We start from the raw sequence: 16,829 nt of genomic DNA on the forward strand, positions 1-16,829 counted from the left end.
TGATCCGCCCCCACTGAAGTGGTCCGCCCTTTGGTATGGCTTTTGAGCCTGGAGGACGGACGACATGGCCAAGCACCCGAAGCCCGAGGAGATCGTCGCCAAGCTACGGCAGGCAGATGTGCTGATCTCGCAGGGCCAGAGCGTCTCTGACGCCATTCGCGCCCTGGGCGTGAGTTCAGTGACGTACTACCGGTGGCGGCGTGAGTTTGGCGGTCTGAAGTCGGATCAGGTGCGCCGGATGAAGGATCTGGAGACCGAGAACCAGCGGCTGCGCAAGGCAATCGCCGACCTCACCCTCGACAAGCTGATCCTGCAGGAGGCGTCCCGGGGAAACTTCTGAGCCCCGCGCGCCGACGCGCCTGTGTCGAGCACATCATCGACGTCCTGCACGTCTCCGAGCGCCGCGCCTGTCGGGCCCTTGGTCAGCATCGCTCGACACAGCGCAAGGTCCCGCGGGGCCGTGATGACGAAGAAGCACTGACGGCCGACCTCGTGGCGTTGGCTGAGCAGTATGGGCGCTATGGCTACCGCAAGATCAGCGCGTTGTTGAAGGCGGCCGGGTGGCTCGTCAACGACAAGCGCGTCGAGCGGATCTGGCGGCGTGAGGGCCTGAAGGTCCCGGTCAAGCAGCCCAAGCGGGGGCGGATTTGGGACAACGACGGTTCCTGCCTCCGTCTTCGCCCGGAGTGCCGCAACCACGTCTGGTCGTATGACTTCGTCGAGGCCCGTACGCATGACGGACGCAAGTTCCGGATGCTCAACGTCGTCGACGAGTTCACGCACGAATGCCTGGCTATCCGCGTCGCCCGCAAGCTGAAGGCGATCGATGTGATCGATGTGCTCTCCGACCTGTTTATCCTGCGTGGGGTGCCGGTGCACATTCGTTCGGACAATGGCCCGGAGTTCATCGCCAAGTCGGTGCAGGCTTGGATCACCGGGGTCGGTGCCAAGACGGCCTACATCAGCCCCGGTTCGCCGTGGGAGAACGGCTATGTCGAGAGCTTCAACGCTCGCCTGCGGGACGAACTCTTGAATGGCGAGATCTTCTACACCCTGAAGGAGGCACAGATCGTGATTGAAAGCTGGAGACGACACTACAACGCTGTCCGCCCCCACGCGTCGCTCGGATACCGCCCACCTGCCCCGGAGGTGTTCGTGCCAGCCTTCACCGCTTGGCCGGCTGCGCTCGCTCGACCGGCTCCCCCGACCAAGCGACCCATGGTGGAGCGGCCCACCGCACACTAACTTTACTCTTGGACCACCTCGTGGGGGCCGATCATAGTCTGCTGCGAGATCAGTTAACATCGTCGCGACCGCACCGGCCTTGTATGACGTTTTGCGGCGGCGCGAGCATCGATCCGGTGGGGCGCCTTCGGTCCCTGGCCTTGAGAGATCGTGCGCTGAAGCTTCTGGTTGCAACGATCGAAGCGACCTACCGTTATTGTCCCTGTCGCAACAGCGCAGCTTGGCACGCGGAAGTTTCAGATGGCGTCCCCCCAGTCAGACCGCACCCGGCCGAGCTCCGTCGAGAAGGAGGACTCCCTCGCCTGGACCTTGGCGCTGACCGCCGCCCTAATCGGCATCGTGGCCCTGCCACGGCGAACGGCTCGTGCAGGATCAGGCGTTTCCGCAGCAGGTTCGGACAGCGGGGATGGTGCGGCACGCCAGACCTCCCCCTCTCACGGTGGTCGTGACGCCCAGGAAGTAGCCCGCACGCAGGCCGATCGTGGACGGCAAGCCAAGCGCCCGACCGAGATCCCAGCCAAGGGTTGGAAGGACATCGCGCTGCGCACCTACCGGGATATCGGCGAGAACCGGATCATGCTGGTGTCGGCCGGTGTCACCTTCTTCGCGCTGCTGGCGATCTTCCCGGCCGTCGCCGCCTTGGTCTCGGTCTACGGGCTCGTGGCGGACGCCTCGACCATCAACGACCAGCTCGCCAGCCTCCAGGGCATCATGCCCCAGGGGGCCCTCGACATCCTCGGCGATCAGGTCAGGCTGCTGAACGAGAAGGGCGATGCCACGCTGGGGCTCAGCCTGGTCATCGGCGTCGCCTTGTCTGTGTGGAGTGCCAACGGCGGCATGAAGCACGTCTTCGACGCGCTCAACCTCGTCTACAACGAGCGCGAGAAGCGCAATTTCTTCATCCTGAACCTCGTCTCCTTGGCCTTCACCGCCGGCGCGCTGGCGTTCCTGATCCTCGCCCTCGGCGCCGTCGTCGTGCTGCCCATCGTGTTCGATTTCATCGGTGTCGGCAAAGACGCGTGGTGGCTGGCCCTGCTGCGCTGGCCCGCATTGCTGCTCGCCGTGCTCGGCGGCTTGGCGGTCCTTTATCGCTACGGTCCGAGCCGGGATGCGCCGCGCTGGCACTGGGTCACCGGCGGCAGTGCCGTGGCGGCCGTGCTATGGCTCGGCGGCTCGCTGCTGTTCTCGTGGTACGTCGCCCATTTCGGCAGCTACAACAAGACCTACGGCTCGCTCGGGGCGGCGATCGGGTTCATGACCTGGATCTGGATCTCGACGATCATCGTGTTGCTGGGTGCCCAGGTGAACGCCGAGATGGAGCATCAGACCGCCGAGGACACCACGGTGGGCAAGCCCCAGCCTCTGGGCACGCGGGGAGCGAAGATGGCCGACAGCGTCGGTGCGGCGGCGGAGTAAGTCGGCAGCGATAGCCTCGGAAGCGTCTCGACGGGCTGTAATCAAGAACGCCTCATCGCGCGCGTCCCGCCGAATCTCGGAGGCCACCCGTCATGGCACGTCCCATACTCTCCGCCACACCCCTCGTTTCGGGCGCTGGCATACTCGCTACTCCTGCAACAGCCCTGTCCGCCAAGGACTGCGCGGTGAATTACCAGGCTGCCAAGCAGGGCGGGACGCTCAACGGGCAGAAGTGGGGCGACTTCCGCAAGGCCGAGTGCGGCGCTGCGCCGGAGGCCGCGACCAACACGGTCCCCAATTCAATGGTGACGGGCGCCGCGAAACCAACGCCGACCTCGGCGGCGGCACGATCGACGGCTGCATATCCGTCCGCGGTCGATCCGAAATACGCCAAGGAGTCGGCCGGCAAGGCGCGGATGCACACCTGCCTGGAAAGCTACCATGCGGCGAAGGCCGCCGGCACGCTCGGCGACGCGAAGTGGATCCAGATTGGTGGTGGCTACTGCTCGGTCTGCAACATGCGACCGAAGGGCTGAACGTTCGAAACCGAGCAGCCATCGTGGCTCGCGACAGCGCCGTGCAAGCGACCGTCTACGGCAAGGGTGGGAAGACCCGGATCGTACTGATGTCAGCGAACCCCTGGAGGCTGGCGAACGAGCTTTGTGGGGCGGCCGAGCCGGATGCCTTAGTGTCCCGGAGTGCCGGCGGCGAAAGCCTCCAGCTCAGTTTAGCGCATGTAATCGTCCAGGCTGCTACGGCGCGGGCCGGGCCCTCAGTCGAGATATCGGCGCAAATTCGGCATCGGGGTTGCGCGACGCTCGTCCGCGCGGGGCGTGACCATCGACGACGCGCACCAGCAGCCTCAGGGCGAGCCATACCCGCGCACGCATGAACGCAATCCGTTGCAAACAACGAGCGATCGGTGTGTGCCGGAGTGGCTGCCGAGCGGTTCATGGCTGCGCTGCGATTCACGCGATCCCCCGACACCGCACGACGCAGCTTGGAGGGAACGGGGGAAGCTACGTACCCGCATATCACGTGCAAGGGTTTGCTAACGCACCGACACCATGCTGGGACGTATGTCGAAGCGTACCACTCGCGCCCTCCGAGCCATCCTGTGGGTCGGCAGCCTGATGCTGTGCTGTTTCTCCGCGGCCATGTTGGTCGAGGCGAACAAGCCGAAGCTGGAGGGTGCCGAGCATCGTCTCGTTGGCGACCCTATCGTGACCGGGTCGGTCGCGCGGATGCGTTGGTGCGGGGCCGCCTCCTGGTGCCGTTGACCATCGATCCGCACGACGTCGCCGCTATCGGGAGCTTTGGTTAACCCTAGGCTCTCAACATACGGGCCACAGCTTGCAGGTATCGTGCGTGAACCAGGTCCGTCCGGTCACCGTGGAGGATTTCGCGGACGACTGCCCGGTGTCGCCGGGGCTCGCGACGCGCCTGAGGCGGGCTGCCCCCGAGACACTGCTCGATCTCCTCGACGGCATCCCGGAGGCGACGCGGGCGCGTCTAGCCCTGTGGCTGTATGGCCGGAGCCATACGCACGAGATCGGCGTGCGCGTCGCGGCGACATGCGAGCGAACCTGCTTGTATCGGGTCGGCGGGCCCGTCGGCGACGCTCTGGATGAACTGTCGCGTCAGCCCTATCCGGCGCCGAGCCATGGCATGCACGGTGGCGGTGGGCGACGTCAGATCAGCCTTGGCGGCGCGTATCGGACAGGGTGGGATCAGTAAGGCGCACGGGGGAGGGATGACCATCTGGACGTAGACCGAGCACGTCCATGACCCGGTCCCGGCTCCCCGCGTCGATGTGTGGCGCGCCATTCTCAAGCCCGACAATCGCCTCGGGCTCAACCCGGGCGAGCACCGCCAAGGTCTCGATCGAGTAGGCGCCGCGTATGCGGGCGGCAAGGATCTGCGCCGCTAATGCGGCATTTAGGGCGGTAGGCTGGTCGTCTCGGTCGCTCATGGGCCAGCGGTACGTGCCGGCCTAGGCCGAAGTTTCCCCCGGCGAGCCTTTTCTGGCGCACGACTACTCCATCCCGGCGGGTCGAGGGCGCGGCACGCCAAGCTCGGTCAGCCCGAGGAACAGCGCGAGCCGTGTCAGCACAGCGAGCGAAGTCACACAGCTGCTACCGTTCTCGATGGCCGTGATGACCTCGGGCGCCAGGCGTGCCAAGCAGGCCGCGTTGTCCAGGGACAGGCACAGACGGCCTCGTGCTGGGCCGGCGTGCGCCGCGAGGTTGCGCAGCACGACGTGCCGCCGCTCCTCGATCTCGTCCATGAAGGGTGCCCCGATCTCAGGAGGGCCTATCGCCCTCACGAGAGCGATACGATGAAGGCCCAAATCGTGAAACACCCAGGGTTGCACTTGTGCCCTGCACAAGTTGCAGCTGTTGCACCGCGGCACTAACGGTTGTGCAACGTAATGAGGTACAATCCTGGGTCGGGTTTAGCCGATTGGACCGGCAGCCGCGCGTTCCGCCCTCCCCCTAGTAGAAAGCTGATCCTGCGATGACCTCCACCAATGCGCCGAAGTTGGCGACCGAAGCCGACCGCGAGATCGGCAGCCGGATCGCGGCGATTCGGGCGGCACAGGGTCTGAGTCAGACCGCGCTCGGCCACGCCATTGGAGTCAGCTTCCAGCAGGTCCAGAAATACGAGAAGGGTCGCAATCGCATCGGCGCCAGCCGGCTGCAGAGGATCGCCGATCAGCTCAAGGTGCCGGTCGAGGCGTTTTTTGCCGGATCACAGGGAAACGATGACCGGGAGGCCGTTGCCCTGGCCTTCTTCAATGACCCGAAGGCGGTGGAACTCGTCGTCGCGTTCACGGGCATCGCCGACGAGACCACACGCGATAGCATCCTCTCGATCGTGAAAGCCGCCGCTACGATGCAACAAACGCGCGATGCTCACGCATAGGGCCAACCGAACAGATCGCCCATAGCCTTCCGCTGGAATAGCGTGCCGCCGTCTCTGATGCTCCTGCCGGTCGTGGATCATGTAGCAGCGTTGACGGAAGGCCGCGAGCTTGGCGATGTCGTGATCCCGATGCGCTCCTGCCAATAAGACATGGGTCCGGCGGCCCGACCAAGGATGTCGGTGCCCGACCTGATCCGGCCCCGGCGTCCCCATCCATCGCGCCGGCGGGCGGCGTCTGTTTCCCACCAGCGTCCGTCGCCGAGATGATAGGCCATCCCGCCCATACGGTCGCCCGCAGCTCTCGCAGCGGCACTGCGCGGCCGAAGCGGATCGCAATCGACAGCTCGCGCCAGTCGATCGGGTAGAAGAAGCGGTGCTCGGGCCGGATCGGCACAGTGGGCCAGTGTGCCAGCCGTGGTGAAGACAGCGTAGCGGCAGAACGCCCTTACTTACCGTTCATGGTCCGGTCGACCTTGAATTCTGGGCGTCCCTCAGCATCGCCAGTCTCGGCCCATGCGTGCCGGTGATCAACGTGTGATGGAAGGGCCGCAGAGTCGTGCGGATCGCGGTGCTGAGCCAAGCGTTCTGGCCTGATGCGCCAATCCTAGCGCCGTCGTTGCGACGGCGGCGGAGTCTGTGACCTCAAAGATGGTGGCGGCCTGAAGGTTATCGAGTGTGGCCACCTTCATCGTCCCGGCCGAGATCGCCATCGTCCTCGTCAAAGAAGTGGCGATCCATCGACACCACCGGGCGTCGATGTGTGGCAAACTCTTTAGGTCGATGTCGGCTGCTCCAAGGCTCGAACATGTTAATCAGCGATCTCCTAAAATGCTAGAAGCCGTAGGTCTGGTTTATTTTTGGTGCAGATACTGTGGGTTTAACTCACTCACCGCTCGCAGGCCCGGCCAATCCAAGATTTCAAGCTTACGAACTTGAAGCTTGATTAAGCCGGATATCCGAAAATCTTTCAGCGTCCGGTTAACATGGACGGGTGTCAGCGCTACTGCGTCGGCGAGGTCAGTCTGCCGGAGTGGCATCGGCAAGATGTAGCCGTCAGTGATCCCTACCGCCCCAAGCCGTAGGTACAGCTCGCAGAACAGATGCGCGAGGCGCCCCCGTGCGTCCCGCCGGCCAAGGCTGCTCAGCCATGCCCGTTGGATCGCGGCACTGACCTGCGCCTCGCGCCGAAACGCCGTCCCGATCGCCGGAAAGCGCTCTATCAGCCTGTGCATGTTCGCGTGCGGAACGAAGGCCACCCTCGCCTTTGTCAGTGCGGTCATGCCGAAGTCTGGATCGTTCAGGTGCAGGCTCTGCAGGTCAGGCAGGTCGCCTGGAATATGCAAGGACGAAATCTGGCGATGGCCCGCCTCGAACGATTGGTGGCGGCAAGTCCACCCGTCGAGGATGATGCAGCATTGTGTCGAGGGACCATTTTCATGAACGATGTCCTGTTGGGGACGGAACAGTCTAATGGTAATCGGCAACTTCTTGATGGCCGACTGCTCCGCCTCCGAGAACTGGTGGGCGCCTCCGAGGTTGAGGATCGCTGCGTCGAGCGGGTGTCGTGAAAACGGTGTCATCGAGCGTCGGTATGCAGTTGTCTTACGACGCCTTCCGTAGCAAATCCGCCGCTGCCGCCGTGTCGATAGTGCCGAGTTTCAACCGCACACCCATCGCCTCTCCGGGGTTGAAATGGACACTGGCTCTGGCCTCGACCTGCACTGTCTCGCCGGTTCGCGGATCACGTCCACTCCGGGCGACACGCACCGTGACCTCGAACGCACCGAAGACGTGCAGCTCGACCCGTTCCCCGCGAGCCAGGGCATACGACATGGTGGGGATGATCGTCAGGATGACCGGTCCGATCCTCTTCTCGTAAAGGTGTGGGCTCTGCTCCGCCATGCGGCTGATAAGCTCGGATCGGACTATTGCCGCTCGATGCTGCGTCGTCGTTCACCGGATCGCAACTGCGTAGCGGCATTCTCGGTGACGGGCCGCGTTGCTTATCGGCTCGCGGTGGTGAGATCGGTCGTTCAGCCGCGGCCCGATCGACTCATGGGGTGGGGCTGCGCGATCGGAAAGGTGTCAGAAATCTGAGTCCGTTGGTGGAGACGACTTTGGCGTCCGGCATAGCCTGCGACCGCTGAACACCATCGCACGGCCCGGCGATCACACCATACATTTACCACGCCGTGCTTCCGTCACCGAAAGTCACGAGGCGCGGCGAACTACGCGTCGCAGGACTACGGTCGATGTTCGGGGCACGGATGAAGCTGAGACGAGGCGTCCTCGCGCGATCTGCCGCCGTTGCGATCGGCCTCGGCATCCCCGCGTTCCTCGCACACAACCTGCTCTTGCAGCGCGGCCAGGAACTCGCCGAAGCCGAGCAGCGGGTGGCCAACACTGCCCGTGCCCTGGAGCACCATGCCGCCCGTACCATCGAAGTCACCGATGCCTACCTGCGAGCTGTAGCTGCGCTCCTCGGCCCTCGCGCGACGGATCTGCGACCCGAGTCGTTGCACTCGGCTTTGCGTGAGCATTTCTCCCGTTCGCGCGGCCTCAGCAACATCGTGGTGATCGATCGCGATGGCAAATCGATCGTCGAGGCGGCCTCGTTCCCGACCCGCCCGCTCAACGTAAGCGACCGCGACTATTTCAAGGCCCTGAGAGACCGGCCCGGCGACAGTCTGGCCATAGGCCGGCCGCTCGTCGGAAGCCTGACAGGCAAGCTCGTCTTACCGATTGCACGCCGCATCGAAGGTCCCGATGGAGCCTTCGCTGGCCTCGTCCAAGCCGTGCTCGACGCAGAGGCATTCCAAGCCGTCTACGACGCCATCGACAACGGTCCCACCGCCCTGCTCAATCTCTGGCGCACGGACGGCACTCTACTCGTGCGTTCCCCGCACGTGCCGGACCTGATAGGGCGGAATTTCGCCTCCTCTGAAAACTACCAGCGCTTCGCCCTCAAAAGGGACAGTAAGCCGTTTTGGTCACCCGGAGCGACGGACGGCGTCGAGCGCGTCATCGCATTCGGCTTTCTCGACGGCTACCCGCTCTACGTCGGCGCCTCACTGGCGCGGGACGCGGTGCTGGCTCCCTGGCGCCAGTCCGCGCTTACCCAAGGAGCACTCGGCGGTGGTTTGACTCTCGTACTCGTCGTCGCCCTACTCCTCCTCGGGCGCGAGATCGATCGGCGCGAAGCGACCGATATGCTCATCCGCGCGAGCGAAGTACGTCACCGGCTGCTCGCCGAAAACGCCACCGACATCATCATCTGGTGCGATCTCGATACGACCCGGCGGTACGTTTCTCCCGCCGTTACGGCAGTGCTTGGCTACGCCCCCGATCAATTGATCGGTTCCAGGCCGCTCGACTTTGTCCATCCCGACGACGCCGCAGGCTACGCTTTCACCCTTGCCGACCTGACTGCAGGGCGCGTCGAGCGCACGAGGACCTGTCAGCGTTACCGGCATGTGGACGGGACTTGGATCTGGCTGGAGATCTCCTTCAGCCTCACCCACGACGCGGTCACAGGCCGTGCGGACGGGTACGTCGCGACGCTGCGTGACATCACCCAGCGCAAGGCCATGGAGGATGCGCTTCGCGAGAGCGACGCGCGTTACCGCTCCGTGGCAGAGGCGCAGTTGCAGGAGGCGCGTGCCCTCGCAGATTTCACCACCGCTACGAGTGCAGCCATCCTGGCCCAGCTTGCCGAGGGCGTCATCGTCACGGACGCAGCCGGGAGGATCACGCTGGTCAACAAGGCGGCAGCCGATATCCATGGCGTGGCTCGGCTCGACGTGGAGCCGGATGCCTACAGCGACACCTATCATCTGTTCACCGAGGATGGCCGTCCTCACCCGCCTTGCGACCTGCCGCTTGCGCGCGCGGTAGGCGGGCAGATCGTGCGGGACGCGCGCTGGCGGGTCCGGCGGACGGATGGCACCGAGGTCGTCGCCATCGGCAACGCCCAGCCGCTCCTCGGGCACGACGGCGCACAGATCGGCGCCGTGCTCACGGTACGCGACGACACGGCGCGCGATGCGGCTGAGATGGCCCTGCGCGACCTGAACGCGACACTGGCCCAGCGCGTGGCCGAGCGGACGCATGAGGCGGAGACGGCCCGAGTCCTGGCCGAGGCCGCGAGCCACGCCAAGTCCGAGTTCCTGGCCTCGATGAGCCACGAGATCCGGACCCCCCTCAACGGGGTGATCGGTTACGCGGATCTGCTGTGCGAGGAACCGAACCTCGGTTTGCGCGCACGTCAGCACGCCGAACGCATCCGCACGGCCGGCGCGGCACTCCTGACCGTGGTCAACGACGTGCTCGACTTCTCGAAGCTGGAGGCCGGACAGGTCGAGATCGTACCGCAGCCGTTGGCGCCCGTCGCGCTGATCGACAACACGGTGTCGATCGTTCGCGGCTCGGCCGAGGCGAAGGGACTGACGCTGGCCGTCAGCTTCGACCCCACTGTGCCCGCTTGGCTGCTCGGTGACGAGGACCGGCTGCGGCAGGTGCTTCTGAATCTGCTCAACAACGCCGTGAAGTTCACCGCGCGGGGTCGGATCGATCTGAACGTGGCCGTGGATGCCATGTCCGAGGACGCCGTCCGTATGCGCTGCTCGATCCGGGACACCGGCATCGGCATACCGGCGGACAAGCGCAACCGCCTGTTTCAGCGCTTCAGCCAAGTCGATGGCTCGATCGGACGCGACTACGGCGGGAGTGGGTTGGGGCTGGCGATCTCGAAGGCACTCGTCGAACGTATGGGCGGTGCGATCGGCGTCGAGAGCGAGGTTGGCCGCGGCTCGACCTTCTGGTTCGCGATCGATCTACCTATGGCATCGGAGCCGACTATCGCGGAGCAGCCCCCCTCGATTGCGGGCAACCGCTTGGGCAGGCGTCTGCTTCTGGCCGAGGACGTGCCGCTCAACCAGGATCTCGCCCGAGCGATCCTGGAACGCGCCGGGCACCGCGTCGACGTGGTCGCTGACGGCGCCTCAGCGGTCGCGGCGGTGCAAGCGAATGCCTACGATCTGGTGCTTATGGACGTGCAGATGCCCGGCATGGACGGCATGAGTGCGACGCGGCGCATTCGCGCCCTGAATGGCGTTGTCGCCCGCGTGCCGATCGTGGCCATGACAGCCAATGTCCTGCCGGAGCAAGTGGCAGAGTTCCGCGCCGCGGGGATGGATGACCATGTCGGCAAACCATTTCGGCAGGAAGCGCTGCTGTCGACGATCGACCGTTGGGTTCCGGGCGGGACTGGGAAAACGCCGACTCCCGGCATCGACCATTCGGTCTACGACGGTATGCAGACCATGGTGGGCCACGAGCGCATGGTCGACCTGCTGGCGATGCTGGCTGACGAACTCACGAGCCGGTTCGGACCCTCATCGCTGACACATGATCGCGATCAAGTTGCTGGAGACGCGCATGCCATGATCTCCGCAGCGAGCATGATCGGTTTTGCGTCGCTGGCAGCTCTCTGCCGCGACGTCGAAATGGTGTGCCGCTCGGCCGACGATTACCAGCCGCTCTTCGAAGTCCTGCGGGCCCGTTCGTCCGAAACGATCGCCGAGATCGCAGCGCTGCGCGCGGCCTGAAAATACTCCATGGCAGCATCGTCATCGTGTCGGCGACGGGTTCTGATCGGGGCGCGGTCAGAGCCACTGATGGCGACCATAAGAATCTGCAACGCGCGATGGGGCGGGGTTCTGTACAGGTCTGCCCGTTTGCGGCTGGTGACCCCACGGGAATGGGAAAACGAAGTCCGGGATGCGCACGCCGCGCTACACCAGCCGGGTCGGTGGTCCCCTATGGTCTACGCCTGACATCTGCACCGAAGGCGACCTCTATGGCAGCCCTGATACGCATACCTGTACGTCACGGTGCCGTCGGATGCGTCGCCATGACAACGGCCGCGACCGCGTTTCGGAACGTCTTTTCCTGCGGTCCGGCGCGGTTAGCGACCTCCGTGGGGTCGATCTTGGCGGCCACGAGCGCGGACACGTCGAGACTGTAGCCACTGGCGAACCGATAGGGGCCGGCCGTCGGGTCAATCATGTAGGCGTCGATCGCCGCGACGATCTCCTGGCTGCTGATGCGGCCGGACCTGCGCAGGTCGGCGACGGTCGGTAGTGCGGCAGTCATAGGCGCGCTGATCATTCCCTGACGTGGACTGAACCGTGCCGTCCCGCCGACATGCCATGTTGGGCGGGCGCGCGCTCTGCGCGAGTCGCCGGCACCACCAGGAGACCATGCCGCCGCAAGCCGACCCCTGAAAAGCCAATGGGCTTCCATCTCCAAACGAGGAGTCCATCGGAATTCTAAGTCGCCTATGGGCCGGTTTTTCAAGCCGCACAAGCCATGAGGCACCTCCCTGGCGTCGAGTCGGAACCTGTTTCCGTCAACGGGAAGGCTTTGCCTGGACCCTAGCCGCGGCCCGTGAGGGACCGGGTTCGATGAACTATGCCGACGAGATCCGCCGACAGGCGGAGGGGGCCGCGCGCGCCGCGTTGCCCGCCGTCACGGCTGCGCTTTGGCGCGCCTACAGCGATGGGAAGGTCACGGAGGCCGAGGCCGAGGCGCTGTCCGAGCTGATCGAGGCGAGAACCGTTTCGGCCCCTCGGCGGGGCGATAACCTGAGCGCCACTCAGGTTTTGCGCTCCCCCAATCTGGGGACCGCCCATGCCGAGGATCCCGGCATCGCCCAGGATCGTGTAGGATCGCCCAGGAGGGCCGTCGGCTCGCGCCCGCGGACGGATGCCTCGATGGAGCGCCGTCGCCGTTGGGCCGCCTCGGGGCGGCTTCCACCGGGGCTAGCGGCCCGGTTCACGCTGGCCGAGCAGGCGGTCCTCGCCCTCGTGGCGGCCGAGGTCGCGCGCCGGAAGGACTGCCGGCTGGCCGTGGGCCATCTCGCCGCCATCGTGGGCGTAGCCGAGACCACCGTGCGCAACGCTATCCGGGAGGCCAAGAAGCTCGGACTGCTCACGGTCGAGGAGCGCCAGATAACGGGCTTCCGCAACGACACCAACATCGTGCGGATCGTCTCACCCGAATGGCTAGCCTGGCTCCGGCTGGCTCGGAAGGGGAATGCCGCCTGGCCTACCCCTGTCCGAAGGGAGGGCCGTCATGACCCTGCCTGGGAGGGGATAGGGTGCAAATCCGCGAAGCGCACGCCTACTGAGGTTCCAGATCTGGGGAAAACGAGACCAGCGGAGCCGGAAAAGGGCTGCCGACAAGCGGCGGTTGACCTCGACCGATCAGGCCGGACGAGAATTCGCGCGGGCGGTGGGACGGGCCGAGCCATGCGGTGAGGGTCTGCGGGCGGACGGTATTACGAACAAATCGAATGCGCCGTTTTAGAGTGGGCGCTCTGGCACACCTGAGTCTTCAGGTTGCGCGAATGCACTTTTAACGGTCTTCGGCTGCTTGTAATTCGACTTTGCCGCAGACTTGAACTGTTCCTGGGTCAGCCCAGTTTCTAACAGATGTTAAATCGCGGTTCGGCCATAGTCGGCGACCTGGAGCCCATCGGCGTCGCCCGGCACCTCAGGGTCGTCAGGCGCGGTGACCCGCTGTCAGCCTACGCTACGATCTCAATTTCCTGCTTATCTACTCTCGCATTGCTCGCAACAGGCGCAGCGTGGCTTGCCCCTCCCAACGGTTGGATGCCCCCGACCTCTACGCACCACACGCCACCTGCTATGCCTGTCGAAGCTCCCGTCATCTTTCCGTCCTGGGTAGAGGTCCCGCACCTGACTGGGCCGCTATCGACGCGAGAGGATCCGGATGCCTCACCACCTGCGGACGGACCGCGCACCTTCCTGGATCCAGGCCCGGCGGACATGGGGGAGCAGCCAGTATTCCTGCCGCCTCGCGCCAACCCGCGTCTGCCATTGATCGGCCGCGCTCCCCTTGATGCGGCTCATCTGACGTACGAACGGTCTCCCGTCTGGAATGAGCCCACCGACCGCCGCGATGTCGGAACATCGGTCCCGCCGTCTGTGGTCGCGACGCTCGAACTGGATGTGCCGCGACAATCGGAGGATCGAGCCGAGCCGGGACTGACGCATACCCTGCCGACGGGTCCGACCCCTGCGCCGATCCTGTCGCCTCGTGCGATGCAGACACAGGCCCCGACCGAGGTCCTCGTTAATCCCGCACCGACGATCACCACTTCGCGCCCACCCGAACGCGTGGCGGGGCTCAACCCAGATCCTAAGCAGCAGGTGGCGGATCGAACGAGCCCGATCACGCCGCCTGACGTCCGGGCGGTGACCTTGCCAATCCTGAAGCCTGACCCCGCAGGGCACGCTCGATCGCTGCGTCAGCCAAGGGTAGTGGCGACGGCGTCTCAGGTGCGGGTGCCCTACCGCGACGCCGAGCAGACGGCGAGCATCATTGGCTTGCCGAGATCGGCTCGGGTACGGGTCGATGCCGGCAAGATCGCGCACGCCTCCCTGCACCGAGCACGAGCCGAGCGCTCGGCCGGCCCGTCACCTACTTCTGCGCCGTCCGCACCCTGGACGCTGCCACCAGCCCTTGCGCCGACGGATTAGTGCGATGCCGCGGCCCCTCGTTCACCCCCGCGAAGAAGGAGATCCGTGATGTTCGTTCGTTCGATCTGCTGCGCTACCCTCATCTCTGCCCTGGCTGGCCCAGCGTTGGCACAGGATGCGCCTACGGCGCCGGACACCTCAGCGGCCACGTGGCAGATGCCCTGGCAGATCGCGCCGATCGGACCTGCATCGGCCGCAGCCGGAGAGCAGACCATCCTGTCGATGGTACCCGGCACCGGCCTGGTGAAGGGCACTTCCGCCGCCCTGCAGACCATAGGTCAGCCCCTGCCCGAGGTGCCGGGCCGCAACCGAACCGTGGAGACCTGTCGAGCCACCGTCATGAGCGAGGCCGGCAAGGCCGGCATGAAGCAGGTCGAGGCGGTCTCAGCTGGCCCGGATAAGACCGACAAGAAGGGCGACTACTTCGCACCGGTGCGGTTCCGCATCACCTACGAGCGGCCGATGATGTACGAGGTACGCGAGGCGGCGATGATCTGCGTCGTGAACCGGAAGGGTGCCATCGTCGACGCCTATATGCCGGCCGACGAGTCGGTCGTGACGCAGTGGACGGCCCTCAGCCGCCGATGAGCTGACCGCGACAGTTCCTCCCGCGGCTGCTACAGCCCTGCCTCTTCCCGCCGGCGCGCCTCCAGGCGTTCGCGACACCGCAAGGCGGCGGCGGACAAGCATGTGACGACAGGCGAGCGTAGGCCAGTTCCCTACGCCCCGCCCGTGAAGCCTCGGCCGGGCTGTCACGTGAGGGTCGGTGCGGCGCGGCGGGACTGGAGACCGCGGAGCGCCGGCCCATGGCCTTTATTATGAGCGTTATGATCCCCTGAACGAGAGAGCCGGAAAGACCCTCCGGCTCGGTCGAAAATCAGCGGTTGCCGGGAGTTCCGCTCGTTCCGCCAAGCTTGGATCCTGATCCCGCGTCGTTCGCCCCAGTGCTGTTCGTGGTGCCGGAACGGCTCATTCCGCCTGTCGAAGGACCACTCCCCGCCGCACCAGGCGACGAGCCCGAACCTGCATCGTTGGCGCCCGTGCTGTTCGCGGTCCCGGAGCGGCTCGAACCACCTTCCGCAGCGAAGGCTGGGCCGGCAAGGATGAGGATGGTGGCGATAGTCAGTGCTGTTCTCATCGGCGTATCTCCCTATTGACCGCCGGTCAGATGCAGAAGCCAACCCTGCGGCAACAAGGCAATCGCGCTTCCGTGAGCCCGTTCCTCATCTACGGATCTCATATGGACCTATCCGACCTTAAATTCTGGGCCTTCCTTGCGGTCGCGACCCCCGGTCTGGTCCTGCCGGTTGCGATCACATGGTGGAAGGGCCGCGCCCTCGCACCGGTTGCTCTACTCAGCCTCGTGTTCTGGCCCGGCGCACTGATCCTGTCGCTGCGTCTGCGACGACGGCAGAACCTGCAGACTCAGCCGAGCAGCCAGATCAGCGTTATGGCCCCGGTCATGAACAAGGCGGAAGACCCAAGCACCGCGCTACCCTCGCGGTTCTGTCGGAAAAAGGAGCGGGCTGCAGCGAGCATCGCGAGGACCGGAGGCGGGGTTCGATCCGATCGTTGTGGCGGCTGAACTGTGCCGCTTCGAAGGCTGAGAAGAGCCAGCAGGGCAAGAAATCGCCGCTGTCTCCGGGCCGTCACACCTGACAGTACTGCGTGAAGCTAAGGCTATTTGCCGCGAGAGTCTGGATCGCTGACGGCACCCGCGGCAGCGGCAGAGAGGGCCGCGCTGATCACGAACAAGAGGCCGGTCGAGATCATGGATCAGGTTCCTTTTGATCAGGTGAACCAGCATCCGCATTCGTTAATGGCGCATTAACCGGTCTCAAATCGGGGCAAAGTGAGGCGACCAATGCAATCTAGGTATACGCCTAAGCTTTGTCCCAGGCGACCTACGTAGCCGCGCCATCAACAGCAACAAGCCGGGTTGTCCTAGGCATAGGGACCGCCGAACAGATCGCCCATCGCCTTCCGCCGGAACAGCGTGCGCCTACGCCGCCTCTGATGCTCCGGTTGGTCGTGGATCATGTGGCAGCGCTGGCAGAAGGCCGCGAGGTTGGCGTCCGCGTTGTTGGCCGTGTCGTGATCCCGATGGGCGGCGGCCAGGACGACATGGGTTCGGCGAGCGCGGCCGAGGATGTCGGTGCCCGGCCTGATCCGGATCCGGCGCCCCCAGCCGTCGCGCCAGCGCCTTGCCTCGGCGTCCCACCAGCGGCCATCGCCGAGGTGGTAGACCATTCGCCCGTGTGGTCGCCCGCAGCTCTCGCAGCGCCCCTGCGCCCGGCCAAAGCGGATCGCCATCGACAGCTCGCGCCAGTCGATCGGGTAGAAGAAGCGATGCTCGGGCCGGATCGGCATGACGGCGGCACGGTGCCACCAGGAGTGAAGGAAGCGTAGCCGTAGGGCGCCTTCACGGGTCGCCCAGGGCCAGCGGCATGTCACCGACGCGTCCCCTGTTACCGTCGGAAGCTTAGCTGTGGCTAACGCTTCAATGCGCGTTCGCCTATGCAACGCCCCTGGGCAGGCAAGGGGAAGAAGCGTGACGGGGATGCCGGCAAAGAGGACCAGCCCACTGGCACGGCTTCGGGTTGGCCGGATCAAGCCACCTGCCGTCCAGCCTCGCATTCCACCCCTTGATCCACTGCCCCAGCGCGCCCTTACGGCATC

At 65.3% G+C, this 16,829-nt stretch carries 14 protein-coding genes and 1 pseudogene; 9 read left to right on the top strand and 6 right to left on the bottom strand.

Translation table 11 applies throughout. The features are described from left to right. Positions 1–64: 64 nt before the first annotated feature. The 4 genes from BM228_RS31080 (at position 65) to BM228_RS31100 (ending at position 4,398) form a co-directional block, all read left to right on the top strand. Positions 65–1,245 (top strand): IS3 family transposase gene (locus tag BM228_RS31080; RefSeq protein WP_092046615.1). Its coding sequence is split into 2 segments (ribosomal slippage): positions 65–326 and positions 326–1,245, totalling 1,182 coding nucleotides; the frame shifts between segments, so codons are not numbered across the junction. Positions 1,246–1,485: 240 nt separating this feature from the next. Beyond that, complete coding sequence (locus tag BM228_RS31085; RefSeq protein ID WP_092046809.1) at positions 1,486–2,661, top strand: YihY/virulence factor BrkB family protein; 1,176 nt, start codon at positions 1,486–1,488, stop codon at positions 2,659–2,661. Positions 2,662–2,753: 92 nt separating this feature from the next. Continuing rightward, positions 2,754–3,197 carry a hypothetical protein gene (locus tag BM228_RS31090; RefSeq protein ID WP_092046812.1) on the top strand — a complete coding sequence of 148 codons (444 nt, stop codon included), beginning with the start codon at positions 2,754–2,756 and terminating at the stop codon, positions 3,195–3,197. A gap of 832 nt (positions 3,198–4,029) precedes the next feature. Next, positions 4,030–4,398, top strand: a complete 369-nt coding sequence (locus BM228_RS31100; protein WP_092046817.1) for a hypothetical protein — start codon at positions 4,030–4,032, stop codon at positions 4,396–4,398. A gap of 298 nt (positions 4,399–4,696) precedes the next feature. Here BM228_RS31100 and BM228_RS31105 read toward each other — a convergent pair whose 3' ends face one another. Next, a complete protein-coding gene (locus BM228_RS31105; RefSeq protein ID WP_092046820.1) occupies positions 4,697–4,948 on the bottom strand; it encodes a hypothetical protein in 252 nt (83 codons plus the stop codon). 230 nt (positions 4,949–5,178) lie between these two features. Between BM228_RS31105 and BM228_RS31110 the strand changes: the two genes are divergently transcribed. Beyond that, positions 5,179–5,586, top strand: coding sequence for a helix-turn-helix domain-containing protein (locus BM228_RS31110; RefSeq protein ID WP_092046821.1), 408 nt, complete (start codon positions 5,179–5,181; stop codon positions 5,584–5,586). On the opposite strand, the pseudogene BM228_RS35685 reads toward BM228_RS31110, so the two are convergent. From BM228_RS35685 to BM228_RS31125, 3 genes and pseudogenes are all read right to left on the bottom strand, one after another. Further along, positions 5,577–5,980, bottom strand: a pseudogene (locus tag BM228_RS35685) (hypothetical protein). The gene BM228_RS31110 and the pseudogene BM228_RS35685 overlap by 10 nt on opposite strands. A 457-nt stretch (positions 5,981–6,437) precedes the next feature. Beyond that, positions 6,438–7,166 (bottom strand): Crp/Fnr family transcriptional regulator, encoded by a 729-nt coding sequence (locus tag BM228_RS31120; RefSeq protein WP_092046824.1) that lies wholly within the window; start codon positions 7,164–7,166, stop codon positions 6,438–6,440. A gap of 22 nt (positions 7,167–7,188) precedes the next feature. Next, positions 7,189–7,515, bottom strand: a complete 327-nt coding sequence (locus tag BM228_RS31125) for an HU family DNA-binding protein (RefSeq protein WP_092046827.1) — start codon at positions 7,513–7,515, stop codon at positions 7,189–7,191. A 323-nt stretch (positions 7,516–7,838) separates the two neighbouring features. Here BM228_RS31125 and BM228_RS31130 point away from each other — a divergent pair, with 323 nt between their 5' ends. Further along, positions 7,839–11,192, top strand: coding sequence for a PAS domain S-box protein (locus tag BM228_RS31130; protein WP_092046829.1), 3,354 nt, complete (start codon positions 7,839–7,841; stop codon positions 11,190–11,192). A gap of 280 nt (positions 11,193–11,472) precedes the next feature. Here the strand turns inward: BM228_RS31130 and BM228_RS31135 are convergent, their stop codons facing one another. Further along, the gene (locus tag BM228_RS31135) at positions 11,473–11,754 is read right to left on the bottom strand and encodes a hypothetical protein (RefSeq protein WP_244537407.1); all 282 of its coding nucleotides are present in this window, start codon (positions 11,752–11,754) and stop codon (positions 11,473–11,475) included. Positions 11,755–12,050: 296 nt separating this feature from the next. Between BM228_RS31135 and BM228_RS31140 the strand changes: the two genes are divergently transcribed. From BM228_RS31140 to BM228_RS34285, 3 genes are all read left to right on the top strand, one after another. Continuing rightward, entirely contained in the window at positions 12,051–12,905 is an 855-nt protein-coding gene (locus BM228_RS31140; RefSeq protein WP_092046835.1) for a helix-turn-helix domain-containing protein, read from the top strand. A gap of 1,401 nt (positions 12,906–14,306) precedes the next feature. Beyond that, positions 14,307–14,738, top strand: a complete 432-nt coding sequence (locus BM228_RS31150; protein WP_092046840.1) for a hypothetical protein — start codon at positions 14,307–14,309, stop codon at positions 14,736–14,738. A gap of 652 nt (positions 14,739–15,390) precedes the next feature. Further along, a complete protein-coding gene (locus tag BM228_RS34285; protein ID WP_208612137.1) occupies positions 15,391–15,735 on the top strand; it encodes a hypothetical protein in 345 nt (114 codons plus the stop codon). A gap of 359 nt (positions 15,736–16,094) precedes the next feature. Here BM228_RS34285 and BM228_RS31160 read toward each other — a convergent pair whose 3' ends face one another. Beyond that, on the bottom strand, positions 16,095–16,520 hold the full coding sequence (locus BM228_RS31160) for a hypothetical protein (protein WP_092046845.1): 426 nt from the start codon (positions 16,518–16,520) through the stop codon (positions 16,095–16,097). Positions 16,521–16,829 lie beyond the last annotated feature (309 nt).

The sequence above is a fragment of the Methylobacterium pseudosasicola genome (assembly GCF_900114535.1).
GTDB classification, from domain to species: Bacteria; Pseudomonadota; Alphaproteobacteria; order Rhizobiales; family Beijerinckiaceae; genus Methylobacterium; species Methylobacterium pseudosasicola.